Annotated in this window: 18 protein-coding genes, 1 tRNA gene and 1 pseudogene; 7 read left to right on the top strand and 13 right to left on the bottom strand. The window is 65.5% G+C overall.

Annotated features, from left to right (window positions below):
• The first annotated feature begins 279 nt into the window (after positions 1–279).
• Positions 280–3,105 (top strand): TonB-dependent receptor, encoded by a 2,826-nt coding sequence (locus tag N5C25_RS01120; protein ID WP_279936178.1) that lies wholly within the window; start codon positions 280–282, stop codon positions 3,103–3,105.
• A 116-nt stretch (positions 3,106–3,221) separates the two neighbouring features.
• Here N5C25_RS01120 and rarD read toward each other — a convergent pair whose 3' ends face one another.
• Together rarD and yedA are read right to left on the bottom strand one after the other, a co-directional pair.
• Positions 3,222–4,118 (bottom strand): EamA family transporter RarD, encoded by an 897-nt coding sequence (gene rarD / locus N5C25_RS01115; RefSeq protein WP_019661822.1) that lies wholly within the window; start codon positions 4,116–4,118, stop codon positions 3,222–3,224.
• Entirely contained in the window at positions 4,115–5,020 is a 906-nt protein-coding gene (gene yedA, locus N5C25_RS01110; protein WP_019661823.1) for a drug/metabolite exporter YedA, read from the bottom strand. Before yedA ends, rarD begins: the two co-directional genes overlap by 4 nt.
• Before the next feature lie 223 nt (positions 5,021–5,243).
• Here yedA and N5C25_RS01105 point away from each other — a divergent pair, with 223 nt between their 5' ends.
• Positions 5,244–6,578 carry an MFS transporter gene (locus N5C25_RS01105; protein WP_134735244.1) on the top strand — a complete coding sequence of 445 codons (1,335 nt, stop codon included), beginning with the start codon at positions 5,244–5,246 and terminating at the stop codon, positions 6,576–6,578.
• A gap of 67 nt (positions 6,579–6,645) precedes the next feature.
• Complete coding sequence (locus N5C25_RS01100; protein WP_111101777.1) at positions 6,646–6,945, top strand: hypothetical protein; 300 nt, start codon at positions 6,646–6,648, stop codon at positions 6,943–6,945.
• Positions 6,946–7,108: 163 nt separating this feature from the next.
• On the opposite strand, the gene N5C25_RS01095 is transcribed toward N5C25_RS01100, so the two are convergent.
• The 4 genes from N5C25_RS01095 to N5C25_RS01080 form a co-directional block, all read right to left on the bottom strand.
• A complete protein-coding gene (locus N5C25_RS01095; protein WP_262213611.1) occupies positions 7,109–8,761 on the bottom strand; it encodes a M28 family metallopeptidase in 1,653 nt (550 codons plus the stop codon).
• A 105-nt stretch (positions 8,762–8,866) separates the two neighbouring features.
• The gene (locus tag N5C25_RS01090; RefSeq protein ID WP_251102070.1) at positions 8,867–9,799 is read right to left on the bottom strand and encodes an MBL fold metallo-hydrolase; all 933 of its coding nucleotides are present in this window, start codon (positions 9,797–9,799) and stop codon (positions 8,867–8,869) included.
• 149 nt (positions 9,800–9,948) lie between these two features.
• Entirely contained in the window at positions 9,949–10,245 is a 297-nt protein-coding gene (locus tag N5C25_RS01085) for a hypothetical protein (RefSeq protein ID WP_019661828.1), read from the bottom strand.
• A gap of 166 nt (positions 10,246–10,411) precedes the next feature.
• The gene (locus N5C25_RS01080; RefSeq protein ID WP_279936177.1) at positions 10,412–11,704 is read right to left on the bottom strand and encodes a tryptophan--tRNA ligase; all 1,293 of its coding nucleotides are present in this window, start codon (positions 11,702–11,704) and stop codon (positions 10,412–10,414) included.
• A 108-nt stretch (positions 11,705–11,812) separates the two neighbouring features.
• Here N5C25_RS01080 and N5C25_RS01075 point away from each other — a divergent pair, with 108 nt between their 5' ends.
• Positions 11,813–12,613 carry a hypothetical protein gene (locus N5C25_RS01075; RefSeq protein ID WP_279936176.1) on the top strand — a complete coding sequence of 267 codons (801 nt, stop codon included), beginning with the start codon at positions 11,813–11,815 and terminating at the stop codon, positions 12,611–12,613.
• A 72-nt stretch (positions 12,614–12,685) separates the two neighbouring features.
• Here the strand turns inward: N5C25_RS01075 and N5C25_RS01070 are convergent, their stop codons facing one another.
• The 3 genes from N5C25_RS01070 to rocF form a co-directional block, all read right to left on the bottom strand.
• The gene (locus tag N5C25_RS01070) at positions 12,686–12,907 is read right to left on the bottom strand and encodes a CsbD family protein (protein ID WP_019661831.1); all 222 of its coding nucleotides are present in this window, start codon (positions 12,905–12,907) and stop codon (positions 12,686–12,688) included.
• Positions 12,908–13,108: 201 nt separating this feature from the next.
• Positions 13,109–13,246, bottom strand: a complete 138-nt coding sequence (locus N5C25_RS01065; protein ID WP_019661832.1) for an entericidin A/B family lipoprotein — start codon at positions 13,244–13,246, stop codon at positions 13,109–13,111.
• A gap of 162 nt (positions 13,247–13,408) precedes the next feature.
• Complete coding sequence (gene rocF, locus N5C25_RS01060) at positions 13,409–14,329, bottom strand: arginase (RefSeq protein ID WP_021203836.1); 921 nt, start codon at positions 14,327–14,329, stop codon at positions 13,409–13,411.
• 289 nt (positions 14,330–14,618) lie between these two features.
• On the opposite strand from rocF, the gene N5C25_RS01055 reads away from it, so the two are divergent.
• From N5C25_RS01055 to N5C25_RS01045, 3 genes are all read left to right on the top strand, one after another.
• Entirely contained in the window at positions 14,619–15,503 is an 885-nt protein-coding gene (locus N5C25_RS01055; RefSeq protein ID WP_279936175.1) for a hypothetical protein, read from the top strand.
• A gap of 1,118 nt (positions 15,504–16,621) precedes the next feature.
• Positions 16,622–17,029: a hypothetical protein gene (locus tag N5C25_RS01050; RefSeq protein WP_058979791.1), complete on the top strand. Its 408-nt coding sequence runs from the start codon at positions 16,622–16,624 to the stop codon at positions 17,027–17,029.
• Positions 17,030–17,108: 79 nt separating this feature from the next.
• Complete coding sequence (locus tag N5C25_RS01045) at positions 17,109–17,432, top strand: hypothetical protein (RefSeq protein ID WP_080398774.1); 324 nt, start codon at positions 17,109–17,111, stop codon at positions 17,430–17,432.
• Between the two features lie 57 nt (positions 17,433–17,489).
• On the opposite strand, the gene N5C25_RS01040 is transcribed toward N5C25_RS01045, so the two are convergent.
• The 4 genes and pseudogenes from N5C25_RS01040 to N5C25_RS01025 form a co-directional block, all read right to left on the bottom strand.
• Complete coding sequence (locus N5C25_RS01040; protein WP_058979789.1) at positions 17,490–17,792, bottom strand: addiction module antidote protein; 303 nt, start codon at positions 17,790–17,792, stop codon at positions 17,490–17,492.
• Between the two features lie 58 nt (positions 17,793–17,850).
• Positions 17,851–18,140, bottom strand: a pseudogene (locus tag N5C25_RS01035) (type II toxin-antitoxin system RelE/ParE family toxin).
• 207 nt (positions 18,141–18,347) lie between these two features.
• Positions 18,348–18,423 (bottom strand) — tRNA-Thr (locus N5C25_RS01030).
• Positions 18,424–18,462: 39 nt separating this feature from the next.
• Positions 18,463–19,311 (bottom strand): SPOR domain-containing protein, encoded by an 849-nt coding sequence (locus N5C25_RS01025; RefSeq protein WP_058979787.1) that lies wholly within the window; start codon positions 19,309–19,311, stop codon positions 18,463–18,465.
• Between the last annotated feature and the right edge of the window lie 4 nt (positions 19,312–19,315).

Below are 19,315 nucleotides of genomic sequence, written 5' to 3'. Positions count from 1 at the left end.
TACAAGCGCGTACTGCGACGCGTTGTCGCAACCACTCAAGCGTGCCAGCTTCGTGCCGCTATCGATGCCTCTGCCCATCGCAAACGCAGCGCGCGTGACGCCGCGCACAGCGCATCTGTGGATTGTTGGTTGCGATTCATGTTCACGCACATTCCGCAGCATCGCGACAAACAGTTGCGAATGAAAACACTCTAGAATCCGGCCCCCCACGTTGGTTTGCAGCACCCCACGCGTCCACAGAATGGACGCTTGTTTTTTCTGAAACACGAGATTTCACGGATGTCCCTGAAGACCACCCCGCTGCGCAACGCGATCATCATCGCGCTGGCCGCCAGCTGCACTACCCCCGCCTTCGCACAGGATGCGGGCGACAACACCACCAACCTCGACCGCATCGAAATCACCGGCTCGCGCATCCGCCAGGCCAGTGTCGAAACCGCCCAGCCGGTGGTCGCGCTCAACCGCGCCGAGATCGAGAAGAAGGGCTACGTCAACGTCGCCGACATCCTGCAGGATGTGACCGCTGCCGGCTCGCCAAGCATGAGCCGCGCGTCGTCGCTGACCTCATCGCGCGATTTCGGCGGAATGTATGTCAGCCTGCGCAACCTGGGCCCCGAGCGCAGCCTGGTGCTGATCGACGGCCGCCGCATGGGCGTCAGCGCCGGCGGCTACTCCGACCTGGCCTCCATCCCCTCGGCCATCGTGGAGCGCGTTGAAGTGCTGACCGATGGCGCATCGGCGTTGTACGGCTCCGATGCCATCGCCGGTGTGGTCAACATCATCACCCGCAAGAACTTCGATGGTGGCGAAGCCAGCGTCTACGTCGGCCAGTACGGTGAAGGCGATGGGCAGAAGCGCTCCTACAGTGCCACTTTCGGCAAGACCTTCGACCGCGGTTGGTTCAGCGTTGGCGCCGAGCGCACCAAGGAAGACGAAGTGATGGGCGGCGCGCGCGAGTTCAGCCGCTACGTCAACGGTCCGCGCCATCCGAACGATGGCCTCAACGGCACCACGCCGTGGGGCAGCGTCACCGTCGGCGGCAAGTCGCTGACCGTCGGTCCGGGCGGCGACCCGACCAGCGCCGGCAACTTCCACGCGCCGAACCCGGCCGATGGTGCCAACACCAAGACCAACATGAGCCTGCTGACCGGCCTGGAGCGCACCTCGGTGTTCGCCAACGGCGGCTTCTCGATCACCGATGACCTGCGCATCGTTGCCGATGCCATGTACAGCAAGCGCGAATCGACCAAGCACCTGGCTGGCTACCCGTACTCGGTCACCGCCACGCAGGCGCGCAACGGCAGCCGCGCCGCCCTGTCCAAGGACAGCGCATTCAACCTGTGGGGCGAGGACGTGCTGTTCTCGCATCGCACCGAAGAGATGCTGCGCGGCACCGAGAACACCCTGGAAACCAAGCGCGGCAGCCTGGGCCTGGAAGGCAGCTTCGAAACCGGCTCGCGCTACTGGGACTGGAACGTCAGCTACACCTACAACCGCAATGAAGGCGAGCGCGTTGGTACCGGCAGCATGTACCAGCCGAACGTCAACCTGGCCGTCGGCCCGTCCTTCATCGAGAACGGCGTGGCCTACTGCGGTACCCGCGATGCGGTGATCGCCGGCTGCGTGCCGTGGAACCCGGCCGCGCCGATGGGCTACACCGGCCCGGGCTCGCTGAGCAACCAGGACGTGCAGGACTACCTGTTCGCCCGCTACGTGGACAAGAGCCAGACCACCACCAAGGTGGCCAGCGCCAACATCTCCGGTTCGCTGTTCTCGCTGCCGGCCGGCGACATCATGGCTGCGATGGGCTTCGAGCACCGCACCGAAGAAGCACGCTACACCCCGGACCTGACGGTGCAGAACGGCCAGATCGCCGGCACCACCGGCAAGCCGACCCAGGGCGACTACTCGCTCAACGAGATCTACCTGGAAATGCAGGTGCCGCTGCTGGCCGACATGGCCTTCGCCCGCGAGCTTTCGCTGGACGTTGCCGGTCGCTACTCGGACTACAACAATTTCGGTTCCACCACCAACAGCAAGTTCGGCGTGAAGTGGAAGCCGATCGACAGCCTGCTGGTGCGCGCCACCTACGGCACCGGCTTCCGTGCGCCGACCGTGGACGACCTGTACGGCGGCACTGTCAGCAGCCGTGACTCGTTCACCGACCCGTGCGATACCTCGTTCGGCACTGCCGCCACCAGCGCCGCCGTTGCCGCACGCTGCAAGGCCCTGAAGGTGCCGGCCAACTTCCGCCAGCTCAACAGCGACGGCAGCGTGGCCAGCAAGCCGGGCCAGCAGGCCACCACCGATTTCAACTCCGGTTCCAACCCGAACCTGAAGCCGGAAACCGCCAAGACCTGGACCGTGGGCCTGGTCTACAGCCCCGACTTCGTGCAGGGCCTGGACGTCAGCCTGGACTGGTGGAAGATCCGCATCGACAACGCCATCGTTGGCGAGTCGGCCACCAACATCCTGGAACAGTGCTACGTGCAGGGCTCGGACGCCGCCTGCGGCCGCTTCACCCGTGGCAGCAACGGCCAGGTCAACGCACTGGACCGTTCGCTGGTCAACGCCGGCTACCGCGAAACCGCCGGCTATGACATCAGCGCGCGCTACCGCCTGCCGGAAACCGCGTTCGGCAAGTTCGCCGTTACCTGGAACACCACCTATACCGACTATCTGGAGCAGCGCAACGACAACGCCGCGACCACGCCGGTGGAACAGCTGACCAGCTGGGGTGGCAACTTCCGTGTGCGCTCTACCCTCAACCTGGACTGGCAGTACGGCAACCTGGGCATCGGCTGGACTGCACGCTACTACTCCAGCATGAAGGAGAAGTGCTCCTACATGGACGAGTGCAACATGCCGGGCTTCAGCTCGGCCTACACCGATGCCTCGCCGACCAACAAGGTGGGTTCGAACACCTTCCACGACCTGCAGGTGCGTTACGCCCTGCCGTGGGACGGTACCGTCTCGCTGGGCCTGAACAACGTGTTCGACCATCAGGGTCCGATCATGTACAGCCAGCCCAACAGCAGCTTCGTCTACTACGGCGGCTTCGACATCGGTCGTTTCATGTACATGAAGTACCAGCAGCGCTTCTGAGCCTGCACCCGCGTTCCCGCCACCGCCATCTCTCTCCTGGCGGTGGATGGAAGCAGGGCGGCGCCCCCCGGGGCGCCGCTCTTTTTTTCATGCGTGCCAGTCGATCCGGCCCGGTGCTACCGCTTGGCGCGCATCGTGCGGATGTTATCGCCGACGAACAGGATCAGGCCGGCCCAGATCGCGGCAAAGCCAATCGCCTTGCCGGCGTCGAAGGCTTCGTGGAAGAAGAACACGCCCAGCAGCAGCTGCAGGCTCGGCGCGATGTACTGCAGGATGCCGACAAGTGACAACGGAATGCGCTTCACGCCGTAGGCAAAGCCAATCAACGGTACCGCCGTCACCACACCGCCGAAGATCAGCAGCAGGTCGTTGCGCCAGCCCCAGCCGTGGAAGAACGCGCCACCATGACCATTTTCGGCCCAGATCGCGAAGCCCAGCGCCGGCAGGAACAGGTACATGCTCTCCACGCCAAGGCCCGCCACCGGGTCGACCGAAACCAGCTTGCGCAGCAGGCCGTACAGGCCGAACGAACAGGCCAGGCCCAGCGCGATCCATGGTGGTGTGCCGGCATCGATGGTCAGCCAGGCCACGCCCACTGCCGCCATCGCCACCGCCACCCATTGCAGGCGGCGCAGCCGCTCCTTCAGCACCAGCACGCCCAGCAGCACGTTCACCAGCGGGTTGATGAAATAGCCCAGGCTGGTCTCGATCACATGGCCGGCGTTGACCGCCCAGATGTACAGGCCCCAGTTGAAGGCGATGGTCAGGCTCGAGACCAGCAGAATCGGCAGCGCGCGCGGCTGCGCAGCGATCTTCCGCCACCAGCCCAGGCGTGCGCTGAGCAGCAGCCAGCCCAGCACCAGCACGGTGCTCCAGATGATGCGGTGGGCGATGATCTGGAACGATGGCACCTCATTGAGCAGGTGCCAGTACACCGGCACCAGACCCCAGATGACGAAGGTGGAAGCCGTGACCAGCAGGCCACGGCGCTGTTCTTTCTCGTCCATGCTCATTTCTTGCGCGTCCTTGCCATCGTCAGTACCACCACACCCAGGAGAATCACCGCCATCGCCAGCAGGTCGCGCCAGCCGAAGCGCTCACCGTTGAGCAGCGCGCCCAGCAGCACCGCAATGACCGGATTGACGTATGCATAGCTGCCAGCCAGCGCCGGGCGCACGTTCTGCAGCAGCCACACGTAGGCGGTGAACGCGACGATGGAGCCGAACACGCACAGGTAGGCCATCGCCAGCAGGCCACCGGTATCGGGCAGCGTGGTCGGGCGCTCGCCGACCGCCAGGCCGATCAGCACCAGCAGCACACCGCCACAGATCATCTGCCCGGCGGCGGTCATGAACGGGCCCGGCAGGTCCAGTCCGCGTGCCCACACCGAGCCGAATGCCCAGCCGACCGGCGCGATCAGCAGCAGCACCAGCCCGGTCGGCGAGGCGGTCAGGCTGCTGCCTGCGTTGAGCCAGACCACGCCGAGGAAGCCGATGGCGATGCCCAGCCACTCACCGCGGCTGGCGTGCTGGCCGCGCAGCGCCGAGAACAGCGCCATCCACAGCGGCACCGAGGCCACCGCAGTGGCTGCCAGTCCCGAGGACACCTCGCGCTCGGCCAGCACCACCATGCCGTTGCCCAGCACCAACATGGTCACGCCCATGATGCCCAGGTTGCGCCACTGCCGCAGGGTCGGGTTCGGCATCTTCCAGAACAGGCGCAAGGCCAGGAACATCAGGCCACCGGCAATGATGAACCGGCTGCCGGACACCATCGTCAGCGGCAGCGCGCCCCCGTGCAGGGCCTTGGCGATGCCCAGGTAGGTCGAGCCCCAGACCACGTAGACCAGCAGCAATGCCAGCGCAACAAGGCCACCCCGGGGGGCAGCCGCAGACGAAGAGGGGGGAGCCGACATGACACACCAGGGAGCCGGGGGAAGGCGGATTCTAGGACGTTTTGAGTATGGTCCGGGACCCCATACGGTGGCACGCTGTCATCCATCCATGCACCCTGCTCTGGTCTGCTACCCCGTGTTGACGGCCCATGCAGTACCAAGAGGGCTGTCCGGCCGCGCCGCCCCAAGGCCGTGCGCCGTTTTCCCTGCGCACGGACGCGCCGCATCGAGGATTCCCACCCAGATGAGCACCACGTCCCATCCTGCCGTACCCGCGAACGACCGTGCCGCCCTGCGGCGTTCGATCTCCAACACCCTCAAAGGCTCCGCCGGCAACCTGGTGGAGTGGTACGACGTCTACGTGTACTCGGTGTTCGCCGTGTACTTCGAATCGCAGTTCTTCTCGCCGGACGACAAGAACTCCACCCTGTACGTGTGGGCGATCTTCGCCGCGACCTTCCTGATGCGCCCGATTGGTGCCTGGTTCTTCGGCCGCTTCGCCGACCGCCATGGCCGTCGCCTGGCGCTGACGGTCTCGGTCACGCTGATGGCACTGTGTTCGTTCCTCATCGCCATCACCCCCACCGCCGCCAGCATCGGCATCTGGGCCGCCGTGATCCTGCTGTTCGCGCGCCTGCTGCAGGGCTTCGCCACCGGCGGCGAATATGGCGCCAGCGCCACCTACATGTCCGAGGCCGCCATCCCGGGCCGCCGCGGCTTCCTGTCCTCCTTCCACTACGTCACCCTGGTCGGCGGCCATGTGCTGGCCCAGCTGACCCTGCTGCTGATGCTGACCTTCTGGGGCAAGCCGGAGATCTCCGAGTGGGGCTGGCGCATCGCATTCGGCATCGGCGGCATCGCCGCGGTGGTGGTGTTCTGGCTGCGCCGTGGCATGGACGAGTCGCTGTCGGAGTCGTCCATCGAGGCCGCGCGCGAGGGCAAGGCACAGAAATCCGGTTCGATGTACGAACTGTTCGTGCACCAGTGGCGGCCGCTGCTGCTGTGCTTCCTGATCACCGCCGGTGGCACCGTGGCCTTCTACACCTACTCGGTGAACGGCCCGAAGATGATCCAGAGCGCCTTCGCCGGCAACGATCCGATGACCGGCACCCTGATCAACCTGGGCGTGCTGGCGTTCCTGATGGTGCTGCAGCCGGTCGGCGGCTGGCTGTCTGACATCATCGGCCGCAAGACCCTGCTGGTGTTCTTCGGCGCCGGCGGCGTGCTGTACAGCTGGTACCTGATCACCCAGCTACCGCACCAGCATGACGCCACCCTGGCCTTCCTGACCCTGGCACTGGCCTTCGTCATCCTCACCGGCTACACGTCCATCAACGCGGTGGTGAAGGCCGAGCTGTTCCCCACCCACGTGCGTGCGCTGGGCGTAGGCCTGGGTTACGCGCTGGCCAACTCGCTGTTCGGCGGCACCGCCCCGCTGCTGTACCAGGGCGCGCTGAAGACCGGCCACGTCGACTGGTTCGCCCTCTACGTGACTGCCACGATCGCGGTATCGTTGGTGGTCTATGTGTTCTTCCTTACCAACAAGGGCCCGAACTGGCTCGACGGCACCCGCAAGTAGGCGCGTTGCCCTGATCGCGGCCACCGGTGCACTGCCGGTGGCCGCTGCGTCTCCCGCTCCTCCACTGATGTGGATCGCGGTGACGCTGGCCGCAGCCACGGCACTGGCCTGGCTGCTGCGCCGCCCCAGCGCACAGGCCGCATGGCCACGCATCGGTTTCGGGGTCGCCCTGCTGCTGTTCTGCGCCGCACTGGCGCTGCAGCTGGCAGTGGACCTGGGCAGCGGCCACAGCTCGCTGCAGCTGCGCCTGCATCGCGGCGTCAACGGCGGATCGCTGGTCGGCCTGCGCACGATGGTGGCGTGCTATCTGGCAGCGCTCGCCACCGGCGGCTGGGGCGCATGGAAGCTGCTGCGCCGGCGCAGGTAGTGCCGGCCGCTGATCGACAATCGACAATCGGCAATCGGTAGAGTCGACTGTTAGTCGACTGCTCTCTAGGTCGGCACCGAAAAACCCGCGCTGCGCGCGATAGTCGACTATCAGTCGACTCTACCCGCGGCGGAATGACATGACACCCCGCCGATTCCGATCCTCAACGGCGGGCCGCTTCGCTCTTGTCGCGCGCGCCGCGGAACTCCGATTCCTTTTCCCACGTCGGCCAGCGGCGGCTGTTGGCCAGCTCGGCGCCCAGGTCGTAGACCAGCAGCGTGTCGGCAGCGTGGCCGCTCGGGTCCCAGCTCGGCGTCCAGGCATCGCAGGCCTGGTGGTAGCAGTCGGCGAAGTACTTCTCGCGCAGCGCGCGCCCGGCTTCAGCCCCACCGTCCAGCTTGTCCAGGCCCGGGCCGATGGTGATCGCTGGCACGCCCAGGCGGGCAAAGGCGAAGTGGTCGGCGCGGTAGAAGAAGCCGGCTTCCAGGTTCGGATCCGGGCTGTAGCTGCGGCCGCGGGCCTTGGCCACGCGTTCCAGGTCGCCTTCCAGCGACACCCGGCCCTTGCCCCACGAGGCGATGTCGCGGGTCGGGCCATCCGGGCTGAACATTTCGATGTTCAGCACCGCAGCGGTCTTGTCCAGCGGCGCCAGCGGATGCGCGGCGTAGTAGCTGGCGCCCAGCAGGCCCTTCTCTTCGGCGGTCAGTGCCACGAAGTACAGCGTGCGCTGCGGCTGCGGGCCAGCGGCGAACACGCGGCCCAGTTCCAGCACCGTGGCCACGCCGGTGGCATTGTCGATCGCACCACGGCGGATGCGGTCGCCCTTGGCGTCGGGCTGGCCGATACCGAACGCATCCCAGTGCGCGGAGAAGATCACCGCCTCGTCGGCATGCTCGCCACCGGGCAGCTTGGCCACCACGTTGCGGGTGACCACCTGTTCGCGCTTGAGCGCGAAGTCCACGCTCAGCTTGGCGTTGTCCAGCGCCACCGGGCGGAAGTCGGCACGCATCGCCTTGCGCTTCTCCGCATCGAAGTCGAGGCCCGCGTCGGCGAAGATCGCCTCGGCCAGCTCGCGCTGCATCCAGCCGCGCAGCGGCGTGTGCTGCGCCATCGCCTCGGCCTGGCTGCGTTCGATGTCGAACAGCGGCGAGGTACCCGAGCTCTTCACCGTGGCCCAGCCATAGGCGGCCGGCGCGGTCTCGTGCACGATCAGCACGCCCTCGGCGCCACGGCGTGCGGCTTCCTCGAACTTGTAGGTCCAGCGGCCGTAGTAGGTCACCGCCTTGCCGTCGAACGCGCCCGGCGCATCGGCTTCGAAATCGGCGTCGTTGATCAGCACCACGGCGATCTTGCCGTGCAGGTCCACGTCCTTGTAGTCGTTCCAGTGGCGTTCCGGCGCATCAATGCCGTAACCGACGAACACCAGCGGTGCATCCTTGATCTGCACGCGCTTGCGCGGCTGCAGGCTCTGCAGGGTTACGTCCACGCCATTGGCCAGCGCACGCTTGCCCTGCTTCAACGACAGGCTGGCCTTGGCCGCGCCCTCCAGCTGCGCACGCACCAGCGGCACCGGCTGCACCCAGCTGCCGTCCACGCCGCCCGGCTGCAGGCCATAGCTGCGGAACTGCTCGATCAGGTACTGCACCGTGCGCTCTTCGCCCTCGGTGGCCGGTGCGCGGCCCTCGAACTCATCCGACGCCAGCACGCGCACGTGGCGCGACAGTGCCTGCGGATCGATGCCGCCACCGGGAAGGTCATTGGCCGCATGGGCCAGGCCACCGACGAACAGGCAGGACGACAGCAGCAACACGCGCATCGGATTCACGGCAGTACCACGGCTAGCTTGGAAGTCACCAGAGTGTAACGTGGTCGTGACATCGCGGTGCAGCGTGAGCTTGCGTCATCCACGCATGGCGTGGATCTACCGACGGATGCGATCCAGCCAGCAGGCCAGGCCCTGCGCGTTGAGTTCGATGTCCATCGCCAGCACCGCAGTCACCGCCGCATCGTCCAGCGCACAGCCATGCAGCTGCGCACGTTCCAGGTACAGCGCCTGCAGTGCAGCCAGCAGGCAGCGGTGACGGTCCGGCCGGCCATCGCACTGGCGGCCGATGGCGGCCATCGCATCGATCTGCTCGAACAGGTCGTTGGCCAGTTTCTCCACCTGTTCCACACGACCGTAGTGGGTCAGGTACATCGCCTGCGGGCCGTAGCCCAGCATGCGCCGGATCGAGGCCTTCATCGCCTCCGGGTCGAACTGTACCGGCGACGACGTCGGGAAGATGAAGGCCCCCTGCGCGCTGTCCAGCTCGCGGTAGGAAATGCCGAAGGTATCGCCGGTGAACCAGCTGCGGCTTCGTGCATCCCATACGCAGTAGTGGTGCAGTGCGTGGCCCGGCGTGTGCAGCAATACCAGCTCGCGGCCGGCCAAGTCGATGCGGTGGCCATCTTCAGCCACCACGACGCGCTGCGCGGGAATCGGTTCGATGCGGCCATAGCTGCGCGCGATTTCCTCGGCGCCGTACACCGCCGTGGCACCGGCGATCAGCCGGGTCGGGTCGATCATGTGCGGCGCACCGCGCGGGTGCAGCACCGCCTTCGCGTTCGGCAGCTGCTGCATCAGCAGGCCCGCACCGCCGGCGTGGTCCAGGTGCACGTGCGTCAGCAGCAGCCAGTCCACCGCATCCACGCCCAGGCCGGCGTCGGCCAGCGCCTGCAGCATGGCCGGCACTGACAGCCCGGTGCCGCAGTCGACGAACGCGGCGCGGCCGTTTTCAACGATCAGGTAGGCCGCGTCGAAGTCGGGGCGCTGGAAACCGGTATCGATGGTATGGATGCTGGGGTCGGCGGTCATCGGCACGCACCTGGCAGTCTCGGAAACAGAAGCCCATGGTAGGCGCGCAGGCAACCCGGCTTCGATGCGGCTTTGGTCGGGTAGTGCCGGCCGCTGGCCGGCAACCTCGGGGCAGCCCGTTGAATGCAGTTGCCGGCCAGCGGCCGACACTACCGGTCCAACCAGCGCGGCCGCACCAGCAGCGCCAGCACCAGCACCGCCAGGAACGCGCCGTAGGCGTAAAGCACCGCCAGTACCTGCGGCCAGATGGGGCCGGCACCAAGCTGTGCCATGCCGATGCGATACCCCCACAGCATCGACGCGATGCTCAGCGCGAAGGCCAGCAACAGGGTGGTGCCATCGAACAGGCGCCGCCGCGCGGTGCGCGGCTGGCGCGGGAACAGCCAGTACAGGCTGCCCAGCAGCAGGAACCAGGGCAGGAACAGCAGCAGCGACAACCAGGCCATTGCAGACTCCATGTCATCGCGCCGGAGGCGCGCGGACATCATGCCATGACCTTCGTTCGCGGGTAGGGCCGGCCGCTGGCCGGCATTCCCTATGCAAATACCGTGGTAGTGCCGGCCGCTGGCCGGCGTTTCCCATGCAATTGCCGGCCAGCGGCCGGCACGACCTTTATTCTTCGCGCAGCACGGCCAGCGCGGCCAGTACCGCGTCCACCTCGGCTTCCAGCTTGAACAGCTCGCTCTGCAGCTGGTCGCCCTGCTCGGCCTGCTTGATCACGGCAATCAACTGCCCGGCATCACGCGGCGAATCGAAGCCTTCGCTCTGGATCAGCAGCGTGCCGTCACCGGCGGTCAGCTTGAAGTAGAACCGGCCGTCCTTCTCACGGTACTGCTTGAACTGCGGCGGCGCCACGCGGGCCACGCCGGCATCTTCGCTGGCGATGTCGCCCGCCGTGGACAGGTCGCGCAGGCCCACGGCGTGGCGCAGTTCTTCCAGCAGCGGTGCCGCCAACTGCTCGCGCAGCTGCTGGCCACGGCGCTTGAGCAGCGCTTCGATTTTCTCCGGCTCGGCCATCAGCGCATTGTAGCGCTCGCGCAGCGGCGACAGTTCGCTGTCGATGCGCTCGAACAGCTGCTGCTTGGCATCGCCCCAGCTGATGCCCGCAGCGAACGCCTTGGCGAATTCCGCGGTCTGTTCCGGGGTGGCGAACGCCTGGTACATCTGGAACAGTGCCGAGCCCTCGGTGTCCTTCGGCTCGCCCGGTGCGCGCGAATCGGTCAGGATCGAGAACACCAGCTTCTTCAGCTCCTCGCGCGGCACGAACAGCGGAATGGTGTTGTGGTAGCTCTTGCTCATCTTGCGGCCATCCAGGCCCGCCAGCGTCGCCACCTGCTCGTCGATTACCACCTCCGGCAGCGGGAAGTACTCCTTGCCATACACGTGGTTGAAGCGCTGGGCGAAATCGCGCGCCATCTCGATGTGCTGGATCTGGTCACGGCCCACCGGTACCTGGTTGGCCTTGAAGATCAAGATGTCGGCCGCCATGAGCACCGGGTACATGAACAGGCCGGCGCTGACGCCTGCGTCCTCGTCCACGCCTTCCTCGCGGTTCTTGTCCACCGCCGCCTTGTAGGCGTGCGCGCGATTGAGGATGCCCTTGCTGGCGATGGCGGTGAGGAACCACATCAGCTCGGTGGTCTCGCGGATGTCGCTCTGCCGGTAGAACCACACGTGTTCCGGGTCCAGGCCGCAGGCCAGCCAGCTGGCCGCGATCTCCAGGGTCGCGCGCTGGGTGCGCTGCGGATCCTGTGACTTGATCAGGCTGTGCAGATCGGCCAGAAAGAAGAAGCTCTCGATCCCCGGCGCGCGGCTGGCCGCGATGGCCGGGCGGATGGCGCCAACGTAGTTGCCCAGGTGGGGCGTGCCGGAGGGAGTGATGCCGGTAAGGACTCGGGTGGTCATGACTGCGTGGGGTAACCTTCGATGAACGGGGCCAGTTTACCTTGCACGCCACCAACCCCGTCAGGGCCTGCGGCGCGTTCATTCACGCAACCCCGCTGGAGACGCCCGATGAAACGCCTGCTGCCCCTGCTGCTTATCCTGCCTCTGGCCGGCTTCCGCCCGGCCCCGATGCCGCCGCCGGTCTACGAGGGCGGCCCCGTGCGCATGGCCCTGGTCGACCGCGACCGCGGCACCGAACTGCGCAGCTACCCCGCCGAGGGCAAGCGCTGGGTGGCCGGTGAGCGCGGTCACCGCTACGCCGTGCGCCTGTACAACGACAGCCCCCGCCGGGTGCTGGTGGTGCTGTCGGTGGACGGCGTCAACGCCATCTCCGGCGAAGATGCCGATCCCTCGCAGACCGGTTACGTGCTCAACCCCGGACAGCGCGCCGACATCACCGGCTGGCGCAAGAGCCAGGACGAAGTGGCGCAGTTCGTCTTCAGCAGCCCCAGCGGCAGCTATGCCAGCCGCACCGGCCGCCCCGACAACATCGGCGTGGTGGGCGTGGCCGTGTTCGAGGAAGCACGCCGCTGGCGCCCTGAGCCGATCCTGCGCCGGGGCCTGCCACCGCCGGCCCCGGCTGCACAGGCCGAAGCGGCCGCCGATGCCGGCGCCAGCCGCATCGAGGGCTACGCCAGCAAGCCGCAGGCGCCGGCGCTGGGCACCGGCCACGGCGCGCGCGAGCAGTCCTCGGTGCGCGATACCGAGTTCGAGCGCGCCAGCCGCAGCCCGGCGCAGGTGTTGCAGCTGCGCTACGACAGCGCCCGCAACCTGCGCGCGCGCGGCATCCTGGTCGATTCGCCGTCACGCCTGCCGCGCGAACCGCAGGCGTTCCCCAACCGCTACGTGCCGGACCCGCCGGCACGCTGATCCTCCGCGCAGACAACACAACGCCCGCAACCTTTCGGCGCGGGCGTTGTGTCGTGGGGGAAACCCGGGGGCTTACTTGTAATCCGGGTAATCCTTGCGCACGCTGTCTTCGAAATCCCGGACTTCCTTCTCGGCGCGGTCCTTGGCCCAGCCATAACGCTCCTGCAGGCGACCGGCCAGGTATTCGGCATTGCCTTCGGCCACATCGAAATCGTCGTTGGTCAGATCGCCCCACTTGGCCTGGGCCTTGCCCTTCAGCTGCGACCACTTGCCGGAAATGATGTCTTTGTTCATTGCTGGGAGTCCTTGGTTGCAACGGCGTTCTTACCGTGGTTCCAGCTTCGCGCAGTCGCTGTTGAGTACCGGTCAACCAGCAATGAAATGCGTGCTCACCTGCTTGAATGGTTCACTCCGCTTGCACAGCCGTGTGTGGCAGCGTGCAAGAAAAAGGCCGGGGATGATCCCCGGCCTTTTTCCTTCCGTTCCGCGCCGGGCTCAGTTGCCCTTGGCGGCATCCTCAACCTTCTCACCGGCCTTCTGCACGTCCTTGCCGGCACCGGCCACAGTGTTGCAACCGGCCAGCAGGGCCACCGAGAACATCGACAACAGCATCAGGGCAACTACGCGCTTCATGGGCTTCTCCTTGGGTTTGCCGCTACACCGCTTCATTCGCGGATGGGATTCTTTCGCTCAGCGGGAGAAGGCCAATGCCCGCCGCCGCCGCGTGAAGTGCAATCTGGCGGCAGGGGCGTGGAGCGGGTGTGAACGGATCGGCGATCCGTTCAGGCGGTTGCCTTAGTCGCGCATCAGGGTGGACTTGCCGAACAGGCTCTCGACCAGGTCCACGGCCAGTTCGGCGGTGGCATTCTGCTTGTCCAGCAAGGGGTTGAGCTCGACGATGTCCAGCGACCCCATGCACCCGGTGTCAGCGATCATCTCCATCACCAGCTGCGCCTCGCGGTAGTTCACCCCACCCGGCACGGTGGTGCCCACGCCCGGCGCGATGCTCGGGTCGAGGAAATCCACATCGAAGCTGACATGCAGGTGGGTGTTCTCGTCGATGCCCGCCAGTGCTGCTTCGACCGTGCGCTTCATGCCGTTCTCATCGATGTAGCGCATGTCATAGACATCCACGTTGTGGGTCTTGATCAGGCGCTTCTCTTCCGGGTCCACCGAACGGATGCCGATCTGGTGCACCTGGGTGGGAGTGATCGCCGGTGCGCTGCCGCCGAGGTGGGTCAGCGCCTCCGGGCCGAGGCCGCACAGGCAGGCCACCGGCATGCCGTGGATGTTGCCCGAGGGGGTGACATCGCTGGTATTGAAATCGGAATGTGCATCCAGCCACAGCACGCGCAGGGTCTTGCCCTGCTCGCGGCACCAGCGTGCCACGGCAGTGATCGAACCGATTCCCAGGCAGTGGTCGCCGCCGAGCATGATCGGCATGCGGCCGGCCTGCAGTTCGGCATAGCTGGCTTCCATCAGTGCATGGTTCCACGCCACCACTTCCTCCAGATGGCGGTAGCCCTGCACCGGCGCGGTCCACGGGTTGCGCGGGCCATCCAGGTTGCCCAGGTCGCGCACGTCCACGCCGCGCGCTTCCAGCGCCTCCGGCAGGCCCGCCACGCGCAGCGCTTCCGGCCCCAGCCGTGCACCGCGATGGCCCGCACCGACATCGGTGGGAACGCCGATCAGGGATACGGAAATGGGATGGGCCATGGGTGCCTCCTTGCGGGGGAAAAAGAAGCACAGTCTAGCCAGAGCTGTGTGACACCACTCGCGGCGGTGCAGCAGGGCATTGGCGCCGCCATGGCGCAAATGGACAACAGGCAGCCATGCGTAGGGATTCCCCGGCCTTATGGATCAGAAATTCTTCCGCCTGTGATGGGGTTCTCCACAGTGACGGATACGGCTCTATCGCTTTCCCTTCAGTGCAGCGAAGGTTCTCGCCCAAATTGGAGGCTCGGATGTTCCCGCATTGAATCGAAGTAGACTCCCAGCCGGCTTCTTGGCGCCACTCAGCAAGCACCTGTGTATCGGCACGCTCACGGTGTTGACCGCGTCCTGCTCGGTATCCGGCGCCGATACCTCCTCGGCAGAGCACGCGCCACTTCTGGCGTCGGTGGATGAAGCTTCAACCCATGAAATAGCCGATCCGCGTACGGCAAGGACCGCTGCACAGCGATCCACCGCGACGGTCAATGCGCGCATCGCGTTGGGACCCAAAGCTTTCCTGATCGACATCAGGCCTCCCGAATACAGAGGCGATGCCACGAACTACATCGACCAGAGAATGCAGCGATCAAAATCTGGCGACGGCCAAGCAAGCTACGAAATACACTCGAGGCTTGCCAGCTGCAAACGAGCCCTCGATCCGGGCGACGACAGTGAGTACAAGGTGTACTCATCCATGGGACTTGCCGAGCAGTTCTCGAGGCGTATCGAAGAAGAAATCGAGAACTGCAAGGCGATTGCCCAACGAACCGACATCACGGGAGAAAACTGGCTGTCACTGGCAGCCGCTCAAGGGTCCATTGAAGCCCGACTGATGTACGCCCAGAACCCTCGCGCCGCCATCGGCAATCTCACCGAAGTCCTCTCTGATCCCAGCAGGTTGATCGACTTTCGCCGGAACGCTGTGGAGTATCTGAACGAATCTGTTTCTTCAGGAAACCTGGATTCCATCGAAGCGCTCGCAAACATCTATGACAGAGGAATAGTCGCCGAGCGCTCCTACACCAGGAGCCTCGGCTACTGGATGGCCCTGCACCGCGTGCATCCAAGCCAGTACTCGGCGGAATCGATAAGTCGCCTGTCCAGCAGCATGCAGGCAGAGCAGATCATTCGTGCGCAGGAAATCTCAAGAGAAATCTACCAATCATGCTGCCAATGACGTTCGATTGGTAATCCTGCAAACCAAAAATAGACAAACGGCTTAATAATATGAGAACAAAGATAATTATTGCGGCAATCGTGGTCCTGGCAGCATTCGCCGCACTTCCATTCGCGCATGCAACCTGGCCTTTCGGCAACCCTTCAACCGTGTTCGGCCCAGCGTCCTGCACACCGTGTCGTGGGCAGACCCCACTTCCAGACACAGCTACCAGAGCGTTCCTGACCAGATACACGCAGGTGACGAACAAGAAAAATTCCGGAACCTTCAATGAGTCCATCCAACCAGGATCCAAGGTCATCGTCTGCAACGCGTCCCACTGCGTGACCTACCAAATGACCGATAGCCAGGACTGGAATGGGACTTCGCGTGAGCCCATCACAACGAGCCCTCCCCCTCGCGGCGGCGGGAATGGCAATGGCGGTGGCGGTGGCGGCGGCGGTTACACCGGGCCCATCAGCGGCGGCAGCTACGGTGGAGGCGGCGGCGGAGGCTCCGGCAAAGTCACAGTCGGGCCGGCCAAGCCGTCCCTCCCCACCCAGGAGGATTGATGGCACCACGTGATAGCACCATTGGCGTGCTTCTGCAGGTCAATTCACACGCGAGCAACCACATGCCTGACTGCCATCATGGGACACAGACTCAGCGCCGCTTGATCGGCGTCACGCAGTTGAGCCAGCTTCACCACGTGGGTCGTGATGGGCAGCGCGATAGCGAAGACGGCGCCGGATTCGCGGTGGAGTGCAGCCCCGCTCTATATGTCGCTTCTGGCATTGCGATGCTCGAAACGGGCCAAACGCGATAATTCACTTTTCCTTTCAGATCACCCGATGCCATCGAAACAAACGACTGGCAGGCGGGGATTTCGCGTGCGCATGATGAATCGCCACCTGCAAAGGTGGTCGGGACTTCCAAGCCCGTTTAATCGAAGCTGTATACGCTTGCCAGCCGGCGCCGTCTTCCCAAAAGCGGCGCCGGCTGGCAATCCGTTCGCCGATCGACGGCGGGCGGTGCGTGGGGGCCCTGTGCCCGCCGGCTCATCGATTTCCGGTCTTGGAAGCCACGCATCGCCCGCCACCCTATCGTGGCGCGCCTCCGTGCCTGACGAGGATGCCCGCATGTCCAAGACGCTCTACCCGTATCTGACCGCCACGTTGGGCGACGCCGCCCTGCATCTGCCGCTCGAACTGGCGCAGCCGCTGGAAGCCGCCTTTGCCGCCGCGAACGAGGCGCCCGCGCCGATCAACCTGCCCGGATGCCTGCAGCGCATCCAGGCCGGTGACGCCGCCGATGGACAGCCGTGGCCGGGACCGGCAAGCACACCTGGCGACACGGTGGCCGCCGCACGCAGGGATCGCGCCGCAGTGGGCCTGGTGTCGCTGCTGGAGCTGTATCACGCCGCAGAGCGCGTGCGCGTGGACGGGGAAGAGAAAGACGATATCGGCGATGGCACGCGCGAGGGACTGATGCTGGCCTGCCGGGGGCTGGCGGAGTATGTGGCGTTGCAGGTGCAGGGGGCTCAGTAATGCAGAACGGTGGGATTCCAACGCACAGCGTCAACGCCTCGCTACCCCGGCTATCGAATCAGGCTGACCCACTCCTGAAATGCGCACACCCTATCCAAACCTGAAACCTGTTTTTGTTGAACTGCGACTGGACGAAGTGGATTCGCGCGGTGGCGCTGTTGCCGAGATGATCGCCTCCACCGCGCGTCCCAGGGCGCTTTCCATAAGCCCTGAATTCATGTGGTACAGCTTCGTGCTGAATGACCGCGCCGTTACCCGCATCACGCCTGGGACGCGGGCACACTGCACGATCTCATTCGTCAACCATGATGGTGCGAAAGAGGTATTCCCCTGTGGCACGGTGGCCGCCTTCGGAGACGGATCGTCGACAAGAGGGTTGATCCGCATCATTCGGTTTGATTGAGACTGATCGCACCTGACTTCTTGAGGCGGCGGAAGTGGAGCGCAGTGCCTTGATGCCTCACGCGGCACTGGCATGCAGACGCACACCCAAGGCACGGGTCACCTTCAGGATGGTGGCGAAATCGGGGCTGCGTTCGCCGGACAGTGCGCGGTAAAGACTCTCGCGCGACAGGCCCGCCGCGCGCGCAACCTTGCTCATACCCTGAGCGCGCGCGATGTCGCCGAGCGCCTTGGCAATGAACGCGGAATCGCCGTCGCTTTCCTCGATGCAGGCGTCGAGATAGGCTGCCATTTCTTCGGGTGTCCGAAGGTGTTCGGCCACATCAAATGCTTTGAGTTCGACTTTTTTCTTGGTGGCCATGATGGAACAGCTCCAGTACTTCGGTATTGATTCGTTTCGACTACAGCCGGTTCGACGCTCACAGGGCACGTGCAATCTCCCTGGCCTTTTCGATATCGCGTTGCTGTGAGCTTTTGTCACCTCCGACCAAAAGAATCAGCAACTGCCTGCCGCGCTGGGTGTAGTACAGGCGGTAGCCCGGCCCTGCATCGATACGCAGTTCGGAAATACCGTCCCCCAGATGGCGGTGATCACCCGGATGGCCTTCGGAGAGCCGACCGATGCGGGCCAGGATGCGAGCGCGTGCAGTTACGTCCTTGAGAGAGCGTCAATCCATGTCGCGAACTGACGGGTACGCTGGATCTTCATGGAAAAATGTAGCCTAATGGCTACACATTTTCGACTACGAGAAACGCGCATAGACCACGAAGCACGCGCACAGGCAGGTGGGACGCACCTCGTCAGGTGCAAGATGAGATAACAGCAAGGAAGGAAAAGAAGGGGAGAGACGCAGCAGAGAGCAGTGCTCGACCGATTACTGCGCCGCCCGTGTCGAGCTGCACAACTGGAGTTTGGTGGTGCCGCTTATCCGAATCGAACGGATGACCTACTGTTTACAAGACAGTTGCTCTACCAACTGAGCTAAAGCGGCGTGGTGGCGCACCGGCGGCAGCGCCGCGGTCCGGGGATTCTAGCGCAACCGCGTGCAATCCAGCGACCGGCTCTGTGCCGCCCCGCTGCGCTGCTGGGCCTGGGCCGGCTGGGTGCCCGCCGCCAGTTGCGCTTCCAGCCACCACTGGCCGGAGTCGCCGCTGGCCACCAGGCGCGGCTGGAAGCCGGCGGCCTGCACCGCCGCCATGCGCCGCTCGGCGCCTTCGCGGTTGCGGTACTGGCCCAGCGCCACGGCGTTGGCCTCCTCGCCCTGGCTGATGATGTAGTAGTCGCTCAGGCCAGCGGCGACGATGCGTTTCACGGTGGCCTGGGCTTCTTCGCGGTTGGCGGCGGCCGGCAGCATCACCCGGTAACGGGCACTGCCGCTGGCAGCGGGCTGTTCGCGCAGGCGCACCTGGCTGAGCAGCGTGCCGGCCTTGCCTTGCGCATTGGCCGCGGCGGCGCGGTCGGCAAACGGGCCCAGTGCGACGCAGCGCGGCGGTTCGGCAGCCTCGGGCGGGGTTGCGGGTTTTCCCGGCGCTTGGGCTGATGCAGGCGGTGTTGCCGGCATGGCAGCGGCAGCAACCGGCGTAGCCTCAGCCGCCTGCGGCTTGGCAATCTCCGGCTTGGCCGGGGCGGCGGGCGCCGGCGTTACAGCCACGGCCGTCTTCTCCGCCGGCTCGCGCTCCATCAACGGCGCGGTCGGCGCGGCAGCCGTGGCTTCGGCGGCCGCGGCGGCATCCACGCCACCGGGCACCCAGCGCAGCTCGGCCACGCCCGCGGGTTGCGGTGGCGGCGCAGGCTTCTGTGGTGCATCGCGCAGCAGCCACCAGCAGGCGACGCCAAGGTTGAGGATGGCCAGTACGACGATCAGGGCACGGGTCAGCATGCGC

It is taken from the genome of Stenotrophomonas sp. GD03958, from assembly GCF_029839005.1.
Classification (GTDB): Bacteria; Pseudomonadota; Gammaproteobacteria; order Xanthomonadales; family Xanthomonadaceae; genus Stenotrophomonas; species Stenotrophomonas hibiscicola.
Note: the sequence above shows the minus strand (reverse complement) of the source record. Positions and strands in the feature narration are given on the sequence as shown.